The organism is uncultured Shewanella sp. (genome assembly GCF_947501225.1).
In the GTDB taxonomy this organism is placed as follows: Bacteria; Pseudomonadota; Gammaproteobacteria; order Enterobacterales; family Shewanellaceae; genus Shewanella.
Map to the genome: position 1 here is coordinate 158,476 of NZ_CANMUW010000004.1, position 15,840 is coordinate 174,315.

Sequence of the window (15,840 nt, forward strand, 5' to 3'; positions counted from 1 at the left end):
GCCTCTACAGGTTCTGGTTCACGTAAGAGAGCATCTGATCAACCGCCGAGATAACTTTTGAGTTCATCTCGTAGATACGCTGACTCTCGATCAGGTTTACCAACTCTTCGGTCACATTGACGTTAGAAGTTTCCAGCGCCCCCTGACGTATGGCTCCCATACCATCGAGTGACGCAGTCCCCTGAATTGGTGTGCCGCTGGCACCGGTCTCTGTGTAAAGGTTTTGTCCCATTGGGTCCAAACCGCTTGGATTGATAAAGTCAGACATACTCAGCTGTCCTACCACCTGACTCTCGGCGGTGCCCGCTGTTTTAACTGATACTTCACCCTCGGCCGACACGGTAATACCAGTAGCATTTTCCGGAATTGTAATGGCAGGCTGAACAACATAGCCGGAGCCGGGTGTCACGATCTGTCCGGTATCATCGAGAGTAAACTGACCATTACGGGTATACGCGGCGGTGCCGTCGGGAAGCTGCACCTCGAAGAATCCGGGTCCTTCGACCATCAGGTCCAACGAGTTATCGGTGGTAAGCATATTACCCTGAGTAAATACTTTCTGAGTGGCAACGACTTTGGTACCCGCACCGACATTTAAACCGTTAGGCAACTTAGTGTTGGAAGCGCTCACGCCTCCGGCCTGATTAACCGTCTGATACAAAAGGTCTTCAAAGACAGCACGGCTCTTCTTGTAACCAACAGTGCTTGCATTAGCAACATTGTTAGAAATCACCGAGATATCTGTTTGCTGAGCGTCTAACCCAGTCTTACTTATCCATAACGCGGGATGCATAATTTTGACTCCTAACTAACACGCATTAATGAAGAGGAGGCTTTATCCATCTCTTCGGCTGTTTTCATCATTTTGACTTGCATCTCAAATTGACGTTGTATGTCGATGAGATTCACCATCTCATCGACAGCATTGACATTACTTCCCTCTACCGCACCACTCTCGACGGCAACCAGGGGATCGGCGGGAGCGTTCTCTCCCGACATCATTCTGAACAGGCCATCTGAGCCTCTCATCATATTCTGATTACCCGGGTTAACCAGCTTGATGCGGCCCACCTCCTCTATAACCTCTGCGGTCGCCCCCTGAGGCCTGACAGAGATGATACCGTCCTGGGCTATCTCAATCTTTTCTATTGGCAGTGGCAAGACGATGGGACCGGCATCCCCCATTACAGGGTTTCCGCGATCGTTACGAAGCAGGCCTGTGGTATCGAAGCTCAGGCTTCCCGAACGGGTATAAGCTTCTCCGCCATCATCGCCCTGAACCGCTATCCAACCATCGCCCTTAACCGCGATATCGAGATCCCGACCGGTAGTTTTAATAGGGCCGGATGCAAAATTTGCCGACGGGCTCTCGGTCATGGCGAACACACGTGTGGGTAAGCCTTCTCCAAAAGCCTGCATCGAACGCGCCTGCTCCATATCGGCTTTAAAACCGTCGGTATTGGCATTAGCCAGGTTATTTGCACGAACCGCCAGCGAGTTCATATTCTGCTTGGCGCCGCTCATAGCGACGTAGAGTAGTTTGTCCACCAGCGCCTCCGTCAATCTTTCTGCTATTACTATCGAATAAGATAATAAAAGCAAACATCATGCCAGATTGTTCACACTAGATAACTTTGCAGTTGAAAGGTTGTAACAGATGAATCAAGCCGTTAGGTATCGGTAATGCAAGAAGATAAGAGGTTGAGCGGCAAGGCGCTGCCGCCGGCAACGCCTTAACTATTTCGGAAAAGATATTATCTGATCTGCAGTACTGTCTGCTGCAGGGTGTTATTCACCTCAAGGGTTCTCGAGTTTGCCTGGAAGTTACGCTGAGCCGAAATAAGATCCACAAGTTCGGTAGTCAAATCGACATTCGACTGCTCGAGGGCCGATGAACGTACACTACCGAATGTGCCGCTGTTAGCCTCACCGGCGAGTGCCTCACCGGAGTCGAGACTGGCTTTCCACGAGGTGTTACCCACCTGAGTCAGCCCCTGCTCGTTAGCAAAGCGAGCCAGTGCGACCCTTGCCAGCGCGACTGTCGCACCGTTACTGTAGCTGGCGTTGATCAGGCCATCTGCGCCGACCTCGACGTTGGTCAAACGGCCGACCGTAGTACCATCTTGTGTCAGTTCGGTCACTTCGAAGGCCGATGCATACTGAGTCGGGGCTTCAAAATCTATGGTCAGGGTTTGCGAGCCGTCGGTACCAGGCCCAAGTACATCGGCACCACCATTGCCTAAGGTCACGGTAACTATGGGATCGGGGTTGGTTCCGGTATGAGAACCTAACTCATTAAACTTAACGACCGCCCCCTTCCAGCCACCGGCAGTTTCCGCATTACCTGTGCCATCCGCAGTACCGTCACCGTTAGTATCGGTTTGATAAGTCGCTGTTGCACCAGCCAAGTCCACCTGCTTACCATCGACCGCATAGAAGGCAACCCAGTTACTCTCGCCGTTATAGGCCGCATCCGGTGGGCGGACGAAGTAGGTGGTCATCACATGGGGCTCACCCAGTGAATCATACATGGTCACAGCGGTAGAGTTGTTATAGGTATCACGATCAAGCGGATCGAACAGCGCCGGATCATAGGTCGGGTCACCGGCATTGAGGTTCATCTGTATGCCGATATTCTCGGTTTTCTTTGGGCTACCGGCAGTATCCGGTATCCTGACAGGCTTTGTTTCGGTTAAGCTGACAGAGGTCGAGTTTCCGTCTTTATCCACCTCGAATGTCTGCAGGAAGTTACCCTGAGAGTCAACAAGATAGCTGTTAGCGTCGACCTTAAATGCTCCTGCACGGGTATAGCTCAGGTCTTGTGAGCTCAAGCCCGATGAGGTGACAAAGAAGCCACCACCATTGATCGCCATATCTAGCGCATTATTGGTAAATTGCAGACTGCCCTGATGGAACTGCTGCGCAACCTGACTGGTTGTGGCGCCGCCACCCACTGCGGTCTTACTGTTGGCAAAAATTGAGTTTGCATACACATCTGCAAATTCGGCCCTCGACTCTTTAAAGCCGATACTATTGACGTTAGCAATGTTATTTGCCGTGGTATTCAGATCTTTCTGCGCTGCAGCGATACCACTCAATGCGATGTTAAAAGACATAATTCACCTCAATTTTGATTCATTCTGACTGACTTCAATCAAGCCGGTCATTAATCGTTTCTTCACTGGATACCTGAGACAAACAGGCCCAGATAAATTCTTTTATTAAGCTCGCATGGCTCATGCAAACTTAATCGACTATTGTTTAACTCTCAGAGACAGCCAACACATCGCCAATCTTAATACCACCGACACCGCGCAGATTAAGAATCGCGCCGGTACTCGCGGTGCCCAGGGAGACACTGGTCACATGGGCATAGGTTGAAACCGGAAGCTCCTCGGTCGTACCGTCGACACGACCACTGGCCTTAATGGCGTAGTTACCCGCAACAACCGGCTCACCATTGGCTCCCAGTCCATCCCAACTCACATCCACGTTACCACCGGCACTACCATCTATTGTGTAGGACTTAACAAGCTGTCCCTTATCATCTTCGATTCGTACCGTAATGGTATCTATCGCTTCCGGTGTACTGATGATGCCATTCAGGGTGGGATCTTCTGCCGAAACATGTCCCGTATCTGATGGAATAAGCACCTTTTGGCCCACTAAGCCTGAGGCCTGCAGTGCCTGACTCGAGGTCATCACAGAGTTAAGGTTAACAATCTCATCATTAAGGTTTTTAATACCGTCAACGGTCGAGAAAGATGCCATCTGGGAGATCATCTGATCATTATCAACAGGCTTAAAAGGGTCTTGCATCGACAACTGTTGACTCAAGAGCGAAAAGAAATCTTCCTGAGTCAGCTCCTGACTATTAGGCTCCGGAATCGAAGACTCTTCGGGTAACCTGATACTGTCGAGAAAAGGGTTACCCGTTGTCGAGGTCTGCTCGGTCGATTGCGTCGTTGCAGCTTGAGCGGACGAAGCACTCGCCTGCTGCGCCGGCGCTACACTATTTTGCGTCTGACCAGCTAAGGGTTGAGCACCTGCACTGTTAAGTGGGTTGATGAGGCTCACGTGTTACCTCCTGCTATTTGCCAATTCTTAAGGTCTGTTGAAGCATAGATTTTGCCGCTTCAGCAACCTGTACATTCATTTGATATGAGCGTGATGCAGAGATCATGTCGGCCATCTCCTCCATCACGTTTACATTGGGTTTATAGATAAAGCCATCGCCATCGGCCATAGGGTGATCCGGTGAGTACTCTTTCTGTAACGGGGCATCGCTTTCAACGATTCCTTTAACCGCTACCGACTGAGATGACTGCTGCTGATGGTTCGCCTTCGCCATCTCGGCTTCAAAAATTGGATGGCGGGCACGATAAGTTTCATCGACACTACTGGATACCGAGTCGGCATTGGCGATATTACTCGCTGTCGTATTTAGCCTGACAGATTGAGCCGACATCCCTGAGCCTGAAACATTGAAGATATTAAATAAGCTCATAACTATTCTCCCCGCAGTGCCTTCTTCAGGCCTGAAAACTTACTGTCTAAAAAACCAAGTGACATCTGGTACTCGAGCGCATTTTGCATAAACTCTGATTGTTCCTGTTGAATATCCACTGTATTCCCGTCACCGGTATCGGGCTGATTCGGTATTCTGTAAGCCGTGTTCTGTCCAGAAAGTGCGGTCAAATCAAAATGCTTAGCATCGGTTCTGCTCATCCCAAGTCCACCCTGACGACTCGTTGCGGCCTGCATCGCCTTATCGAAATCAAGATCCCGTGCCTTGTAGTGAGGAGTGTCAGCATTGGCGATATTCGAAGAGATGATTTCGGCACGCTGTGAACGGATCCCCAATGTGTATTGGTGAACACCCAATGCTTTATCAAAATTAATCGCCATAAAATTGCCTCCTCAGCTCGATGCTAAAAACAAAGCAATAGTTATGCCAAAAACACAGGCAGGAGGAGAATGGCTCAAGCTAAACACAAGTGAGGTGGCTGAAAAATCAGTTGCAGCCCCACTTAGAGAGAAAATTGGAGGTTTAACAGTCAACTGTCAGTAGAGTGATTTACTCCTTTTTCAGATAGCCAACTTGTTGGCGTCTGGAAGTGAGGTTGCGAGCGTCCCTAAAGGCACGCCGTGCCGCCCTGCCGTTAGACTCTCTTCTGGTAATAGATGCGCGGATCACAGCGAACCATATCAAATTCATCGCTGTTACCAGATTAGCACCGGCAATTGACTCCGAAGCGCCAAGAAAAAGGATACCTTTCGGATTCAAAGCGGCAGCGGAACTGCCACAGGAAAGATTTAGACTTTCTTCTGGTAATAGATGCCCGGATTACAGCGAACCATATCAAATTCATCTGTCAGACCGGCAATTGATTCCGAAGCGCCAAGAAAAAGGATACCTTTCGGATTCAAAGCGGCAGCAAATTGCCGCAAGATTTTTGCCTTTGCCTCTGGGGCAAAATAGATGAGTACGTTTCGGCAGAAAATAATATCGAACTTACCAAGTAGTGTGTAACTCTCAAGCAGGTTATGCGCCCTGAAGTTAACAAAACGTTTCACATTATCTTTTACGACCATAGTTCCGGCATCGGTCGCGGTAAAGAAGTTCCGCTTTCGCTCTTCAGATAATCCCCTGCCCAGGGCTAAGTTGTCGTACTCGGCATTTTTACAGCGTTCGAGCATTGAGGGGGAGAGATCTGTCGCCAGGATCGACGCACTTCCCGGCAGGGTTCCGGGCTTTTTCTGTTGGTACTCGAGAATCGTCATCGCCAGAGAGTAAGGCTCCTGACCCGACGAACAAGCGGCAGACCAGATCTTAAGTGGACGGCCGAGACGAGAATATTCGGGTAACAAGGTGTTAGAGAGTAACTCAAATGGATATCTGTCCCTGAACCAAAGGGTCTCATTTGTCGTCATAGCATCGATAACTGAGGCACGAAGCTGGCGCTCAGTTGGTTTCATCGAATGTTTAACAACTTCCGATAAAGAGGGGAGATTATATTTCCCCATCAAAGGTGCTAAGCGACTACGTACCAAATACTGCTTATTATCGCCCAGCACAATTCCACTGTGTTGTTCCAGAAATAGTCTAAATTGTGTGTACTCATTTTCAGCAAGTGATTTATTCGGCACCTTGATATCCTAATATCAATAAAACAGACTATAACAGCGTTACAGTAATCAGATAGAGCGCAGCGTTATACATGAGCTAAGTAAAAGAAACAAGCTTAATATCAACTCACTGCACTCAATTATGAGTCATTATAGACTCAAATGCTTATTCACTGCTGCTGCAAGCTCATCCGGGTTAAATTTCGCAATAAAATCATTAGCGCCGACTTTTTGAACCATAGCCTGATTAAATACGCCGCTTAATGATGTATGCAATACCACTTTAATATCTTTTAACTTAGGGTTATCCCTTATCTCTGCAGTTAAAGTGTAGCCGTCCATTTCAGGCATCTCAATGTCTGAGATGATCAAGGGAATTTCAGCTGCTACATTGTCCATCTCTTCGGCAATTTTATTAAGTTTATCCAGCGCATCACGACCATCGATAGCGGTATCTATCTGTAAGCCCAGGGACGAAAGTGCCCTGATGATCTGTTTACGGGCCACCGCCGAATCATCGATAACCATGATGTGGAAGTGCTCTTCCCTGTCTATGGTAAGTTTTTCATCAAGTTCCTGACTGATGTCGGTCTTAACCGGAGAGATCTCGTCGAGGATCTTCTCGACGTCGAGGATTTCGACCAGTTCCCCCTCAATCTCTGTTACCGCGGTCAGGTAGGAGTATCTTCCCGCCCCCTGTGGAGGTGGTAGAATTGCCTCCCAGTTCATATTAATAATTCGCTCGACAGAACTAACCAGGAAGCCTTGTACGCTGCGGTTATATTCCGCGATGATAATGAAGCACCCTTCAGTATTCTCGATAGGACGACCGCCGGTAGCGGCACTCAAGTCGATCACTGAAATGGTATTGCCACGAATATGCGCCACACCTCTGACAGTGTTATTTAACTTAGGCAAGCTGGTAAGGGGCGGGCATTGCAAAACCTCTTTAACCTTAAAGACATTGATACCGAATCTTTGACGGCCATTTAGTTTAAATAATAAAAGCTCTAAACGGTTTTGCCCGACTAACTGCGTGCGTTTATTAACTGACTCAAGAATGTTTGACATAGTACTCTTGCCTTGTCGACTTTTGGATGCTCACCCATTACCCACGACTTAGTGAGTATAGGCATACTAATTGCTTTATAAAATACATCTCATAACCTGACCAAATAATTGTCAAGTTTCTGACACCTTCTCTCAAAAAATGAGAAGAACAAAGTTCCGGTCACTAAGAAAGTATAGGTGTAATCTAGCGAATCAAGCTAGTCTATTCATTATGAAAGTAAAATATGTGGTCTATTTAATCATTTTATTCCAATCAACACATGCTTTTAGCTCACAAGAAGCGACTGTGCCCTCTCTATCGACCATTTCTAACTTAGCTATAGCCGTCATCGAAGAAAAAATTAACGTTGCAGAGCATGCCAAAGTCAAAATCACACCTCAAAGCCTGGATTCCAGATTAAAGCCACCTCTTTGTTTACCGCCTGTAAAGGCTGAACTGGCGACCAATCGAGCCATAAAGCGAAATAATACGGTAAAAATAAGCTGTGACAGTCCTCAACTTCAATATCCCTGGCAGATCTTTTTGTCAGTGAGGGTTGATGTGCTATACCCGGTGGTTGTTTCAGTAGAAACGTTAGGCCCGGATGACCTGATATCCAGTGGAGATGTTGCTATTCAATATGTAGAGCAAACCAGTTTACGGGGACAACAATTTGATAAGATAGATGATGTTATCGGGACCCGGGTAAAAAGGAGAATTCCTCCTAACCAGCCCATCTTCATCAACAACCTCTGCTTTGTATGCAAAGGAGATACGGTCTCAATTTATGCACGTTCAAAAAATTTCGAAATAAAAACAGTAGGAGAAGCACTGCGTGATGGTAATTTAGGTGATAGAATTCGTATAAAGAACAGTTATTCCAATAAGAGTCTTGATGCGAAAGTCACCGGAGTCGGTGAAGTTGAAGTCAGAATGTGAGTTCGGCCTGAACAATCTCAAGATTTGATAAAAAATAACTAAAGCTCTGTTAAACATTGCCGATATACGTGTATGTTCTTCCATTTTTTGATTGTTGGAGCCTAAGATGGCTATTGATATTAAACAAGTAAATACCACAGCGCACACTCATGTGGGTAAGGCTAAAGCCGATGTTGCCAAAGGCAGCAGTCAGGCGAGTCAGGGAGCTGCAACGGCTTCAACAAGCACCCCACCAAAGAGTGACTCTGTGTCTATCACCTCTCAGGCACAACAACTACAGAGCACTCAGGCGAAACTGGCCAATATACCGGAAGTTGATCAGGGTAAGGTTGAAGAGATAAAACTCGCTATTGCTGAAGGAAGATATAAAATCGACCCTGAAAAGCTAGCCACTAATATTGCTCAATTCGAAAATGAGCTGAAGGATCTCAATTAATACTCTATGAGCCAGATAAGTAACATCATCGAGCTGCAGCATAAGCTGCTTGAAGAGCTGAAAGTAACGATAACTCAAGAGAAGAGTGCATTAGTCGAGCAAAACGCCGATCTTTTACTCTCACTGGCCACTGCCAAAGCTAAGTTACTCGATGATATCAAAGCAAATGATGTAACTTTATCCACTCATCCGGAAAAATCACTGCTGGTCAGTGAACCTGACTTAGCGGCTAGAGTCGACTCTGCTAAGGGATTGCTTGCAGAGTGTCAGCAGTTAAATATTGAAAATACCAGCTTAATCGAGCTGAATATCGCCAGTATCAACCGCTTCTCACAAGCACTTCAAGCCAGCAGAAATGCATCCAGCCTTACCTATAACGATAAGGGTAAGACCTCCACCATCTCGACACTGGGTAATAACTTAAAGGCTTAAGATCAGCGGCGAGTATAGATAGCGCAGACAAAGCTTCGAGTTGCGACGCAAAAGCAAAGCCCCCTTCCCCTGAATTCTGGTTAGTAGAAAATAGCAGATAGATCCCGTCGAAACTCGCGGATTGTACTTTGCTTGCCGATACTGACAACCAAACCCGGTGATTTGACTTTGCTCTTTATATTAGAGTGGCAAGCAGATCCCCGCTCAAAAGCATTGCGGGGATGACGGAGGAGGAAAAGCGTAGTCACAGCTCGTAACTCTTAGCATGTCGCTTGTAGCTCATGACTCGTAGCCCGTAACTCGCAGCGGATTTAAAAATAGGTGATCTCTTTTATCTTTTGTGGCCTGTTTTGTTGTTGATAGAGCGCCCACACCTGTGCGAAATCCAGTTCAAGCTCGGTCACATAATGGTCACCGGCAGGGTAACTCTTTACCACCTTAGCGCCTCGTATCAACCCGGTCACCGATGCCTGAATGCTGTCATCGGTCAACATCCAATCGTCAACCCTGCTCGAGGCTGAGAGCTGCTGGCCATATACCTGCTCGGCTAACTCCCGGTATGCGGCAACCTTTGACGCCTGCATTGCCATTAAGACCTGCTGGGATTTAACCTCCGATGGTTGAGTATCCAAAGGTGCATAGCCTATTGCGGTCAGCTTAGGAAAACTTTCAGGCGCCTGGGTTTCCCACTCTATGTATCTGTCTTTAGATGAGCAGCCCGCTATCAGCACTGCAATCAACATCAGCCAAATTCTCATTTCGTATCACCTTTCACTTGAACCTCTTGCATTCCAACACTGCTATCTCGGTATAGCAGCCCCTCTTGTGAGACAACTTTTTCAGAGTGCTTCAGATAACCGGGAAGTTCCTTAATTGAAAAACTCCCCTGAGAGGCGGAGACGACACGATTATTGGTGACATTAACAATTCTGGAGTTTACTACGATGCCTAGGTTATTCAGGCTCATGGTTGACACCAGAACATGCTCGACGGCTATATCCGCGGGCAGTTGCCTCCAATCCCGGGTCAATAAAAAGTCCCCTTCAGGTGTGACCCTGATGTTATCTCCCACATTGATATCGACCAGGCTAAATTGATTATCGTGCAGCGCGGAGATAAAACCTTGCTGCAGCTGCAGACCCACGGCGTTAGTGCTTTTCAGATCATCCAATAATACCGGTGTCGCAACTAACAGTGGCTGATTTGACCTCAGCTCATCATTTTGTCTCACCAGCTCATTCACTATCTGTTGAGACATATGGTTAATTGCCGATCTCTGCGGCAACCTATTGCCGCTGACAAGCGGGTCGATATCCGGGCTTTCACTCTGAGCACAAGCGCTAAGCATTAAAGCGGATGATAAAAACAGAACTATACGCATAGCCGAATCCTAAACTTACCAATAAAAAGCGATGACATCGCAGCGTCCAAAAATTGGCGATATCGAAGATAATTCTCTCACAAAAAGCTATTCTCACTCACATAAGAAACGAAGCAAGTATCGCGCCAAAGATTAAAACTGTTCCTGCCAAACAGGTACAGTCCTATCCTCAATTCTGTGTATGCATGATCATCGGCTTGATTATGAATAACTTTAACCAAACAGCCCTGGTTTTGCCTGCAGGCACACTTATTGCTTTAGCATTTCAAGTGTAAATTTATTGTCAGTCAAACGTCGGTGGAATGCCAACCTCAGGTCAGCACCTAACCCTCCTGACATCTATTTTTTTAATATGAAGAGGTTGTATCATGAAGAGCGCAGGTTTTACCCCCTACAGCAATAAAGGCGAAAACACCTTTTGGCGCACCGGCGTTGCGAATATTAAGCTTGGCCAAGAGATATTCACCCAATTACATCAAATCGATTTAGGCATCGACAACCCGAGGATTTCATCCATCGGGTCATGTTTCGCGCAACATGTAGGTAGGTGGCTTAACGCCGAGGGTTACACATTTAACCAGAGCAAAATTGAAACCAATCAGGTATCCAGTTTTGCTTTCGGTAATCTCTACACTCCAAGGTGTCTGCTGCAGTGGTTCGATATGGCACAGAGTGAATCTGCTCTTAACAAGAGCCAGGGAATCTACAGCGACGCAAAGAGGTTTTATGACCTGCTCAGGCCCAGTTTCAACCCGGAAGGCTTCGAATCACAAGCCTCATTAATCGACGCCAGAGTGGCGGCCGCGACAGAGATGGTAGAGACAATAGCAGTCACTGATGTTCTCATTTTTACTCTGGGATTAACTGAAGCATGGAGAGACAGTGATAATCTCTTTTACCCAAGTTGCCCCGGCGTTATTTCGGGTGTTTTCGATGATTCATTATATAGCTTCTATAACTTTAGCTATGATGAGATCCGATCAGACCTTGAAGAGATAGCCATCCGCCTCAAGGCTATTAACCCCGATATAAAGATAATTTTAACTGTCTCCCCGGTACCGTTGACGGCAACGGCGACAGATAAGCACGTTATGGTTGCCAATCAGCACTCAAAATCGACACTTCGCGCGGTAGCCGGCTATCTGGCCGATAGCGGCTCAGACTTTGACTACTTTCCCTCTTACGAGATCATCACCGTCCCCTGCGCTGAAGATTTCAGGTTTGAGCGCAACCTAAGGTCTGTGACCCCCAAAGCGGTAAATTATGTGATGCGTCATTTCGGTTCAGTTCTTGGAAAAGAAGAGCTAACGACAGAGAACACAAATCAAGCCCCTCCAGCGCCCCATTCAGATAATAGTGATGAAGTCGTCTGCGATGAGGAGATGCTGGAAGCCACAAGAAAATTGCAGGACAACTCAGAGCAACAGCCTCTGACAGAGCTCACCCTTTTTGGTGACAGCCATATAGGTAAGCTCTCCACATCACTCAGCAACATGGGGGTTCAACACTGTGGTGGTATGGTGATGAATGGTTCAGGTTTCGCTCAGAAGAAATTTGCCCTATGTGATGACGAGTATTTTGTACCGCTGGAGAGTGCAGATTCGCGCAAGTTATGGTCTGTGATTTACAACAACCTGCACGCTCATGAACAAAGTGGGTCACCGATTAAATCTACTATCATCACCAACCTGGGAATGCAGACCCATCAATCGATATCCAGGTTCGCAACCTGGTTCAACATGACCTACACCGAACCAAGAGGAGAGGTCACTACCAAAGATTTTGTCGATTATTTCAATGAAGATCTCACCGAGCAGCTTTCGATAATCCTTAAGCTTCATGATATAGGACACAGGGTGATTGTTGTTTCAGATCCCCCTTTCAGCAAGTACTTTGAAGAGTCACAATCAACCTCTGAATTAATCTATTCCTACTTCGATGCGATGGAGTATGTATGGAACCAATTTGGTGTCGGCTTCTTTAATGCAACCAGGGCATTTAATGAGGAGGTTTTGGATCCCGAAAATTATGCATCAGATATACAGTTCAGAGATGGGGACCATAACTGGATCCATGGCAACGACAGGTACTATGCCTGGCTCGCAGACAAACTAATGGCACTCGTTAATCAACCAAGTCAGGATTAACTGACACCTATGTGATCAATACCTTATTGAAGTACAGCCAGATTCAAACATAATCGAATCTGGCTCTGTCAAACGCTGAAATACCCAATTGAATAAACCCGAGGCAGCGAGCCTCTTCGATGTCACTTCCGGAGTCAAGGCTTGTCAAAAAACATAAGGCATAGAAATTGCTTACTACTAATAACGGCAGATAACAGTCAAGTGACAGCGCAATAACTGTCATTTTTATGTCGATTCATAATCTCTTAGCCGCTATCGACGATAAAAATTGGACCAATAGATGAAACGAATAATACTGCTCCTCCTTACCTTAGTATCACTCTACTCTCAGGTCGCATTAGGCGCCTGGACCGTAGTCAAAGGCGAGGCCAATGTAGTTAACGGAAATGTTCCAAAGGCCCGTGAAGACGCGATTCACCAGGCGCTCACCTATGCCACACTTAACAGTGGTGCCAACTTTACCAGCACTAAACAAGTTAAAAATGGCCAACTTGTTGAAGATAGCTTTGCAATTGAAAACCAATCTCAGGCAGCCAAAATAGAGCTGATCAATGAGCTGCTGGAGGGGGATAAGCTTACCGTCATGATCAGAGTCGATGTCATCAGCGCCGATGGCAAAGAGAGTCAGTGTGATAGCCAGTCGCTTAAGGCTGCAATATTAGTCCCGCAGTCGCTGATTAAAGACAGGGCTCAGCTACGCTACGGTAATATCGGTTTTTTTGAGAAGGCACTTTCCCAACGCATCGCGGACACCATAACTCAGAGTTCTCAAACCAGCTTTCCCCATATTCATGCAAACGAGCGCTTAGACATAGATCAGGCGCTGGTCGACATCCGGGGATATCGCCTGCCGAGTTGGTTGAGTGAGATAACAGACAGCCAATATGTGTTACTGCCTGAGATTATCGATATCTCGATGGATCCGGCCCAGAGCCATATGCTTGGCCTGTGGAGCAGCGATCCGAACCGTCAGTTTCAGATCCGTCTTTCACTCTACCATGGAATAAGTGGTGAAAAGATCTGGGAGGAGAGCTACAACACCTTCGCCCCCTGGGAATTCGAGCGGCAAGAAACCGTGCCCTCCAATCATCAAAGGTTCTGGCAATCGACCTATGGGAAAACCATCGACAAAGTGCTTGCACAGGCGATAGAAGATATCGATACCAGCTTAAGCTGTCGCCCTATTCTGGGACAGGTCGTTGCCAAACAACATGACAGGCTGATCATTAATCTGGGACGGCGCCACGGAATACGTGTAGGTGATTCATTCCAGCTGATCCTGCAACAAAATTTTCCAGACCGATTCGATAAGATGAGAGCGGTTGCAGGAAAGAGCCGTGCAACGGTGAAGATTGATCAGGTCACACAAGATACCGCTACCGCCGTATTAGTTGGCCAGAAAGCCTCCTTCAATGTGCAGATAAATGATATTGCGATAAAGATGTAACCTAAAGACTCTCGCGGGTGCAGCCACACACATAAGTTAAAATGACAATTGATAGTGACAGTTGGAAATAGCAGGTATATGCACTCGCGATAAGCTCTTCTCCCCCTTTAGTTTTGAATAAGAAACAAGCAACTAAATTTAAAGCCTTTTCATCCCTCTTTTCATCTGGGCTAAAACCAGTATAATCAGTTTCGTCTCCCTATAGCTCAACAGGATAGAGCAGTCGCCTCCTAAGCGATCGATCGGGGTTCGAGTCCCTGTGGGGAGACCAATTAGCACTTTTTGACCTGCAAAATCAACACCTTAACAAAACCGCCAAATCCTGTATCACCCCTGTATCACCACGCGCAGACGGTTTTTTAGCATGTTTTGTTATAACCATTTCGAATAACCTCAGTTTTACTGCATTAACCTCCGTTGTAGACTTTTTGCCCCATTTCTAATAGTTTTGTCTTATTCAAAGACAAGGAAGTACCTCTACAATGGGTGAGTCTCCAGAACAAAATATTAATGAACAAATAAACTCTTCAAATCAAATCAGTAATTCTATGAATATATTGAGTGGAGATGAACCAACTCCTGAATTCGAACGCTATAACGACGCCTTACTTTCCCTAAGTGAATGTAACGACTTAGAAGAGCTTTTAAGTTCAACGCCAGATTCCGAGGAGGAACAACTAAAGGTTCTGGCAAAAGCCCCTGATGGACTGAAGCTTTATGATGAAACTTACACTGCCATCGCCAAAGTATTTAGTGCACAGAGTCTGCTAGCTATTAAAGCCCTAGATATCCAACCTGATCCGCAACATGCTGCGCAGGTAGCATCGTCTAAAAGCCTTTCCGAGCTTTTTATAAACACAAAACCAGAACTTGAAATTTTCCTAGAAGACTTTAAGAATAGACGCCCATTCATCTACATTGAAGAACCTGAAGATGGAGATGAAAATAAGCTAAGATTTTCTCTCCTGAAAAGTGCCTTAGCCTGCCACTTTGCAAATCTACCAGAACAGTCAATTATGTTTTTCGACCAACTTTGGGAAAGGGTTTTTGGAAAGGAAAGTCCAAATAATAGTGCGGGGCGCGAGCAATTACTTAAGATAAAAGGCTCTATGGAACATTTTTCCAATGCTGGCTCTAAAGGTAATCAAAAACGCCATTCCGGCAACAAAAAAACAAAGGAAGCAGCTATAAAATTATACCTGTCTGGAGAGTACAAGAACCCAAGCCAAGCCTCGCATCTATTACTTCCAAGAGTAAAAAAACTTGCTGCAGAATTTGGTTCAACCATTAATTGGGAACTAAATGGACAAAAACGTCTTTATGAGTGGCTAAGAACAGCAAACCGATAATAAATATTTCCTCGCTGCGAGAAAGTACCTTTTCGCAGCAATAAAGTACCTTCTCACAGCGACAAGTAAATACACCTCTCTCCTCAAATCATATGGTTGACCCCGACAAACACAAACTAATCGGAGTTAACATGAATACACTACTTACCCCCTCTCAAGTTTCTGACTTCTTAGGAGTCACGATAGGAACCTTATCCGTATGGCGCTGTACTGGACGCTACCCTCTCAGCTTTATCAAAGTTGGTCGGCGTGTGATGTACCGTCAAAGCGATGTTGAAAACTTCGTTAACGGGAGGGTTTATGAGCATACTCTCTAATATTTTCCTTGTTATGCTCATTGGTTTATATGGATTTATCATCTGTCATTCAATATGGGAGCTGTATAAATCGTTTAGTCCTCGTAATAAGGGGTTGTACCCGTTAACGGGTACACAGCCCGAAAGCGACTCAAACGAACTGCCAACGTCCCCGTTAACGAACACCGAACTAGTTAACGTAACGCGAAGTTCAGTTAAAAAGCAGGGAGGCA

17 protein-coding genes, 1 tRNA gene and 1 pseudogene are annotated in these 15,840 nt (G+C 46.3%); 8 read left to right on the plus strand and 11 right to left on the minus strand.

Annotated elements, in window-relative coordinates; genetic code table 11:
• Nucleotides 1-4 precede the first annotated feature (4 nt).
• From flgG to Q1B47_RS08055, 9 genes and pseudogenes are all read right to left on the minus strand, one after another.
• On the minus strand, nucleotides 5-793 hold the full coding sequence (flgG, locus tag Q1B47_RS08015; protein WP_299791381.1) for a flagellar basal-body rod protein FlgG: 789 nt from the start codon (nucleotides 791-793) through the stop codon (nucleotides 5-7).
• Nucleotides 794-804: 11 nt separating this feature from the next.
• Entirely contained in the window at nucleotides 805-1,548 is a 744-nt protein-coding gene (flgF, locus tag Q1B47_RS08020; protein WP_299791384.1) for a flagellar basal-body rod protein FlgF, read from the minus strand.
• Between the two features lie 206 nt (nucleotides 1,549-1,754).
• The gene (gene flgE / locus Q1B47_RS08025) at nucleotides 1,755-3,116 is read right to left on the minus strand and encodes a flagellar hook protein FlgE (RefSeq protein ID WP_299791387.1); all 1,362 of its coding nucleotides are present in this window, start codon (nucleotides 3,114-3,116) and stop codon (nucleotides 1,755-1,757) included.
• A 145-nt stretch (nucleotides 3,117-3,261) separates the two neighbouring features.
• Nucleotides 3,262-4,077 carry a flagellar hook assembly protein FlgD gene (gene flgD / locus Q1B47_RS08030; protein WP_299791390.1) on the minus strand — a complete coding sequence of 272 codons (816 nt, stop codon included), beginning with the start codon at nucleotides 4,075-4,077 and terminating at the stop codon, nucleotides 3,262-3,264.
• Nucleotides 4,078-4,090: 13 nt separating this feature from the next.
• Nucleotides 4,091-4,507, minus strand: a complete 417-nt coding sequence (flgC, locus tag Q1B47_RS08035) for a flagellar basal body rod protein FlgC (protein ID WP_299791393.1) — start codon at nucleotides 4,505-4,507, stop codon at nucleotides 4,091-4,093.
• A gap of 2 nt (nucleotides 4,508-4,509) precedes the next feature.
• Nucleotides 4,510-4,908 carry a flagellar basal body rod protein FlgB gene (gene flgB, locus Q1B47_RS08040; RefSeq protein ID WP_299791396.1) on the minus strand — a complete coding sequence of 133 codons (399 nt, stop codon included), beginning with the start codon at nucleotides 4,906-4,908 and terminating at the stop codon, nucleotides 4,510-4,512.
• A gap of 254 nt (nucleotides 4,909-5,162) precedes the next feature.
• Nucleotides 5,163-5,296 (minus strand): annotated as a pseudogene (locus tag Q1B47_RS08045) (chemotaxis protein CheR); the annotation flags it as partial.
• 20 nt (nucleotides 5,297-5,316) lie between these two features.
• A complete protein-coding gene (locus Q1B47_RS08050; RefSeq protein ID WP_299791928.1) occupies nucleotides 5,317-6,156 on the minus strand; it encodes a protein-glutamate O-methyltransferase CheR in 840 nt (279 codons plus the stop codon).
• A 123-nt stretch (nucleotides 6,157-6,279) separates the two neighbouring features.
• The gene (locus Q1B47_RS08055) at nucleotides 6,280-7,200 is read right to left on the minus strand and encodes a chemotaxis protein CheV (protein WP_299791399.1); all 921 of its coding nucleotides are present in this window, start codon (nucleotides 7,198-7,200) and stop codon (nucleotides 6,280-6,282) included.
• Between the two features lie 211 nt (nucleotides 7,201-7,411).
• Between Q1B47_RS08055 and flgA the strand changes: the two genes are divergently transcribed.
• From flgA to flgN, 3 genes are all read left to right on the plus strand, one after another.
• A complete protein-coding gene (gene flgA / locus Q1B47_RS08060) occupies nucleotides 7,412-8,119 on the plus strand; it encodes a flagellar basal body P-ring formation chaperone FlgA (protein ID WP_299791402.1) in 708 nt (235 codons plus the stop codon).
• Nucleotides 8,120-8,225: 106 nt separating this feature from the next.
• Nucleotides 8,226-8,555 (plus strand): flagellar biosynthesis anti-sigma factor FlgM, encoded by a 330-nt coding sequence (flgM, locus tag Q1B47_RS08065; RefSeq protein WP_299791405.1) that lies wholly within the window; start codon nucleotides 8,226-8,228, stop codon nucleotides 8,553-8,555.
• Nucleotides 8,556-8,561: 6 nt separating this feature from the next.
• Nucleotides 8,562-8,987, plus strand: a complete 426-nt coding sequence (gene flgN / locus Q1B47_RS08070) for a flagellar export chaperone FlgN (RefSeq protein WP_299791408.1) — start codon at nucleotides 8,562-8,564, stop codon at nucleotides 8,985-8,987.
• A gap of 311 nt (nucleotides 8,988-9,298) precedes the next feature.
• Here flgN and Q1B47_RS08075 read toward each other — a convergent pair whose 3' ends face one another.
• Both Q1B47_RS08075 and Q1B47_RS08080 read right to left on the minus strand, forming a co-directional pair.
• The gene (locus Q1B47_RS08075) at nucleotides 9,299-9,745 is read right to left on the minus strand and encodes an LPP20 family lipoprotein (protein WP_299791411.1); all 447 of its coding nucleotides are present in this window, start codon (nucleotides 9,743-9,745) and stop codon (nucleotides 9,299-9,301) included.
• Nucleotides 9,742-10,368, minus strand: coding sequence for a FlgO family outer membrane protein (locus Q1B47_RS08080; RefSeq protein WP_299791414.1), 627 nt, complete (start codon nucleotides 10,366-10,368; stop codon nucleotides 9,742-9,744). The genes Q1B47_RS08075 and Q1B47_RS08080 overlap by 4 nt, the downstream gene beginning before the upstream one ends.
• 368 nt (nucleotides 10,369-10,736) lie before the next feature.
• On the opposite strand from Q1B47_RS08080, the gene Q1B47_RS08085 reads away from it, so the two are divergent.
• The 5 genes from Q1B47_RS08085 (at nucleotide 10,737) to Q1B47_RS08105 (ending at nucleotide 15,628) form a co-directional block, all read left to right on the plus strand.
• Entirely contained in the window at nucleotides 10,737-12,515 is a 1,779-nt protein-coding gene (locus Q1B47_RS08085) for a GSCFA domain-containing protein (protein ID WP_299791417.1), read from the plus strand.
• A 280-nt stretch (nucleotides 12,516-12,795) separates the two neighbouring features.
• Nucleotides 12,796-13,962 carry a flagellar assembly protein T N-terminal domain-containing protein gene (locus Q1B47_RS08090; protein WP_299791420.1) on the plus strand — a complete coding sequence of 389 codons (1,167 nt, stop codon included), beginning with the start codon at nucleotides 12,796-12,798 and terminating at the stop codon, nucleotides 13,960-13,962.
• A gap of 195 nt (nucleotides 13,963-14,157) precedes the next feature.
• Nucleotides 14,158-14,233, plus strand: a tRNA-Arg gene (locus tag Q1B47_RS08095).
• A gap of 211 nt (nucleotides 14,234-14,444) precedes the next feature.
• On the plus strand, nucleotides 14,445-15,311 hold the full coding sequence (locus tag Q1B47_RS08100) for a hypothetical protein (protein ID WP_299791422.1): 867 nt from the start codon (nucleotides 14,445-14,447) through the stop codon (nucleotides 15,309-15,311).
• A 131-nt stretch (nucleotides 15,312-15,442) separates the two neighbouring features.
• Nucleotides 15,443-15,628 carry a helix-turn-helix domain-containing protein gene (locus Q1B47_RS08105; RefSeq protein WP_299791425.1) on the plus strand — a complete coding sequence of 62 codons (186 nt, stop codon included), beginning with the start codon at nucleotides 15,443-15,445 and terminating at the stop codon, nucleotides 15,626-15,628.
• The last annotated feature ends 212 nt before the right edge of the window (nucleotides 15,629-15,840 follow it).

Excerpts from the sequence above, each read along its gene's own strand:
- Q1B47_RS08090 (WP_299791420.1), top strand. The coding sequence starts at position 12,796 with ATGAAACGAATAATACTGCTCCTCCTTACCTTAGTATCACTCTACTCT.
- flgC (WP_299791393.1), bottom strand. The coding sequence starts at position 4,507 with ATGAGCTTATTTAATATCTTCAATGTTTCAGGCTCAGGGATGTCGGCT.
- flgN (WP_299791408.1), top strand. The coding sequence starts at position 8,562 with ATGAGCCAGATAAGTAACATCATCGAGCTGCAGCATAAGCTGCTTGAA.
- flgE (WP_299791387.1), bottom strand. The coding sequence starts at position 3,116 with ATGTCTTTTAACATCGCATTGAGTGGTATCGCTGCAGCGCAGAAAGAT.
- Q1B47_RS08105 (WP_299791425.1), top strand. The coding sequence starts at position 15,443 with ATGAATACACTACTTACCCCCTCTCAAGTTTCTGACTTCTTAGGAGTC.
- Q1B47_RS08055 (WP_299791399.1), bottom strand. The coding sequence starts at position 7,200 with ATGTCAAACATTCTTGAGTCAGTTAATAAACGCACGCAGTTAGTCGGG.
- Q1B47_RS08085 (WP_299791417.1), top strand. The coding sequence starts at position 10,737 with ATGAAGAGCGCAGGTTTTACCCCCTACAGCAATAAAGGCGAAAACACC.
- Q1B47_RS08100 (WP_299791422.1), top strand. The coding sequence starts at position 14,445 with ATGGGTGAGTCTCCAGAACAAAATATTAATGAACAAATAAACTCTTCA.
- flgA (WP_299791402.1), top strand. The coding sequence starts at position 7,412 with ATGAAAGTAAAATATGTGGTCTATTTAATCATTTTATTCCAATCAACA.
- flgG (WP_299791381.1), bottom strand. The coding sequence starts at position 793 with ATGCATCCCGCGTTATGGATAAGTAAGACTGGGTTAGACGCTCAGCAA.
- Q1B47_RS08075 (WP_299791411.1), bottom strand. The coding sequence starts at position 9,745 with ATGAGAATTTGGCTGATGTTGATTGCAGTGCTGATAGCGGGCTGCTCA.
- Q1B47_RS08080 (WP_299791414.1), bottom strand. The coding sequence starts at position 10,368 with ATGCGTATAGTTCTGTTTTTATCATCCGCTTTAATGCTTAGCGCTTGT.
- flgM (WP_299791405.1), top strand. The coding sequence starts at position 8,226 with ATGGCTATTGATATTAAACAAGTAAATACCACAGCGCACACTCATGTG.
- flgB (WP_299791396.1), bottom strand. The coding sequence starts at position 4,908 with ATGGCGATTAATTTTGATAAAGCATTGGGTGTTCACCAATACACATTG.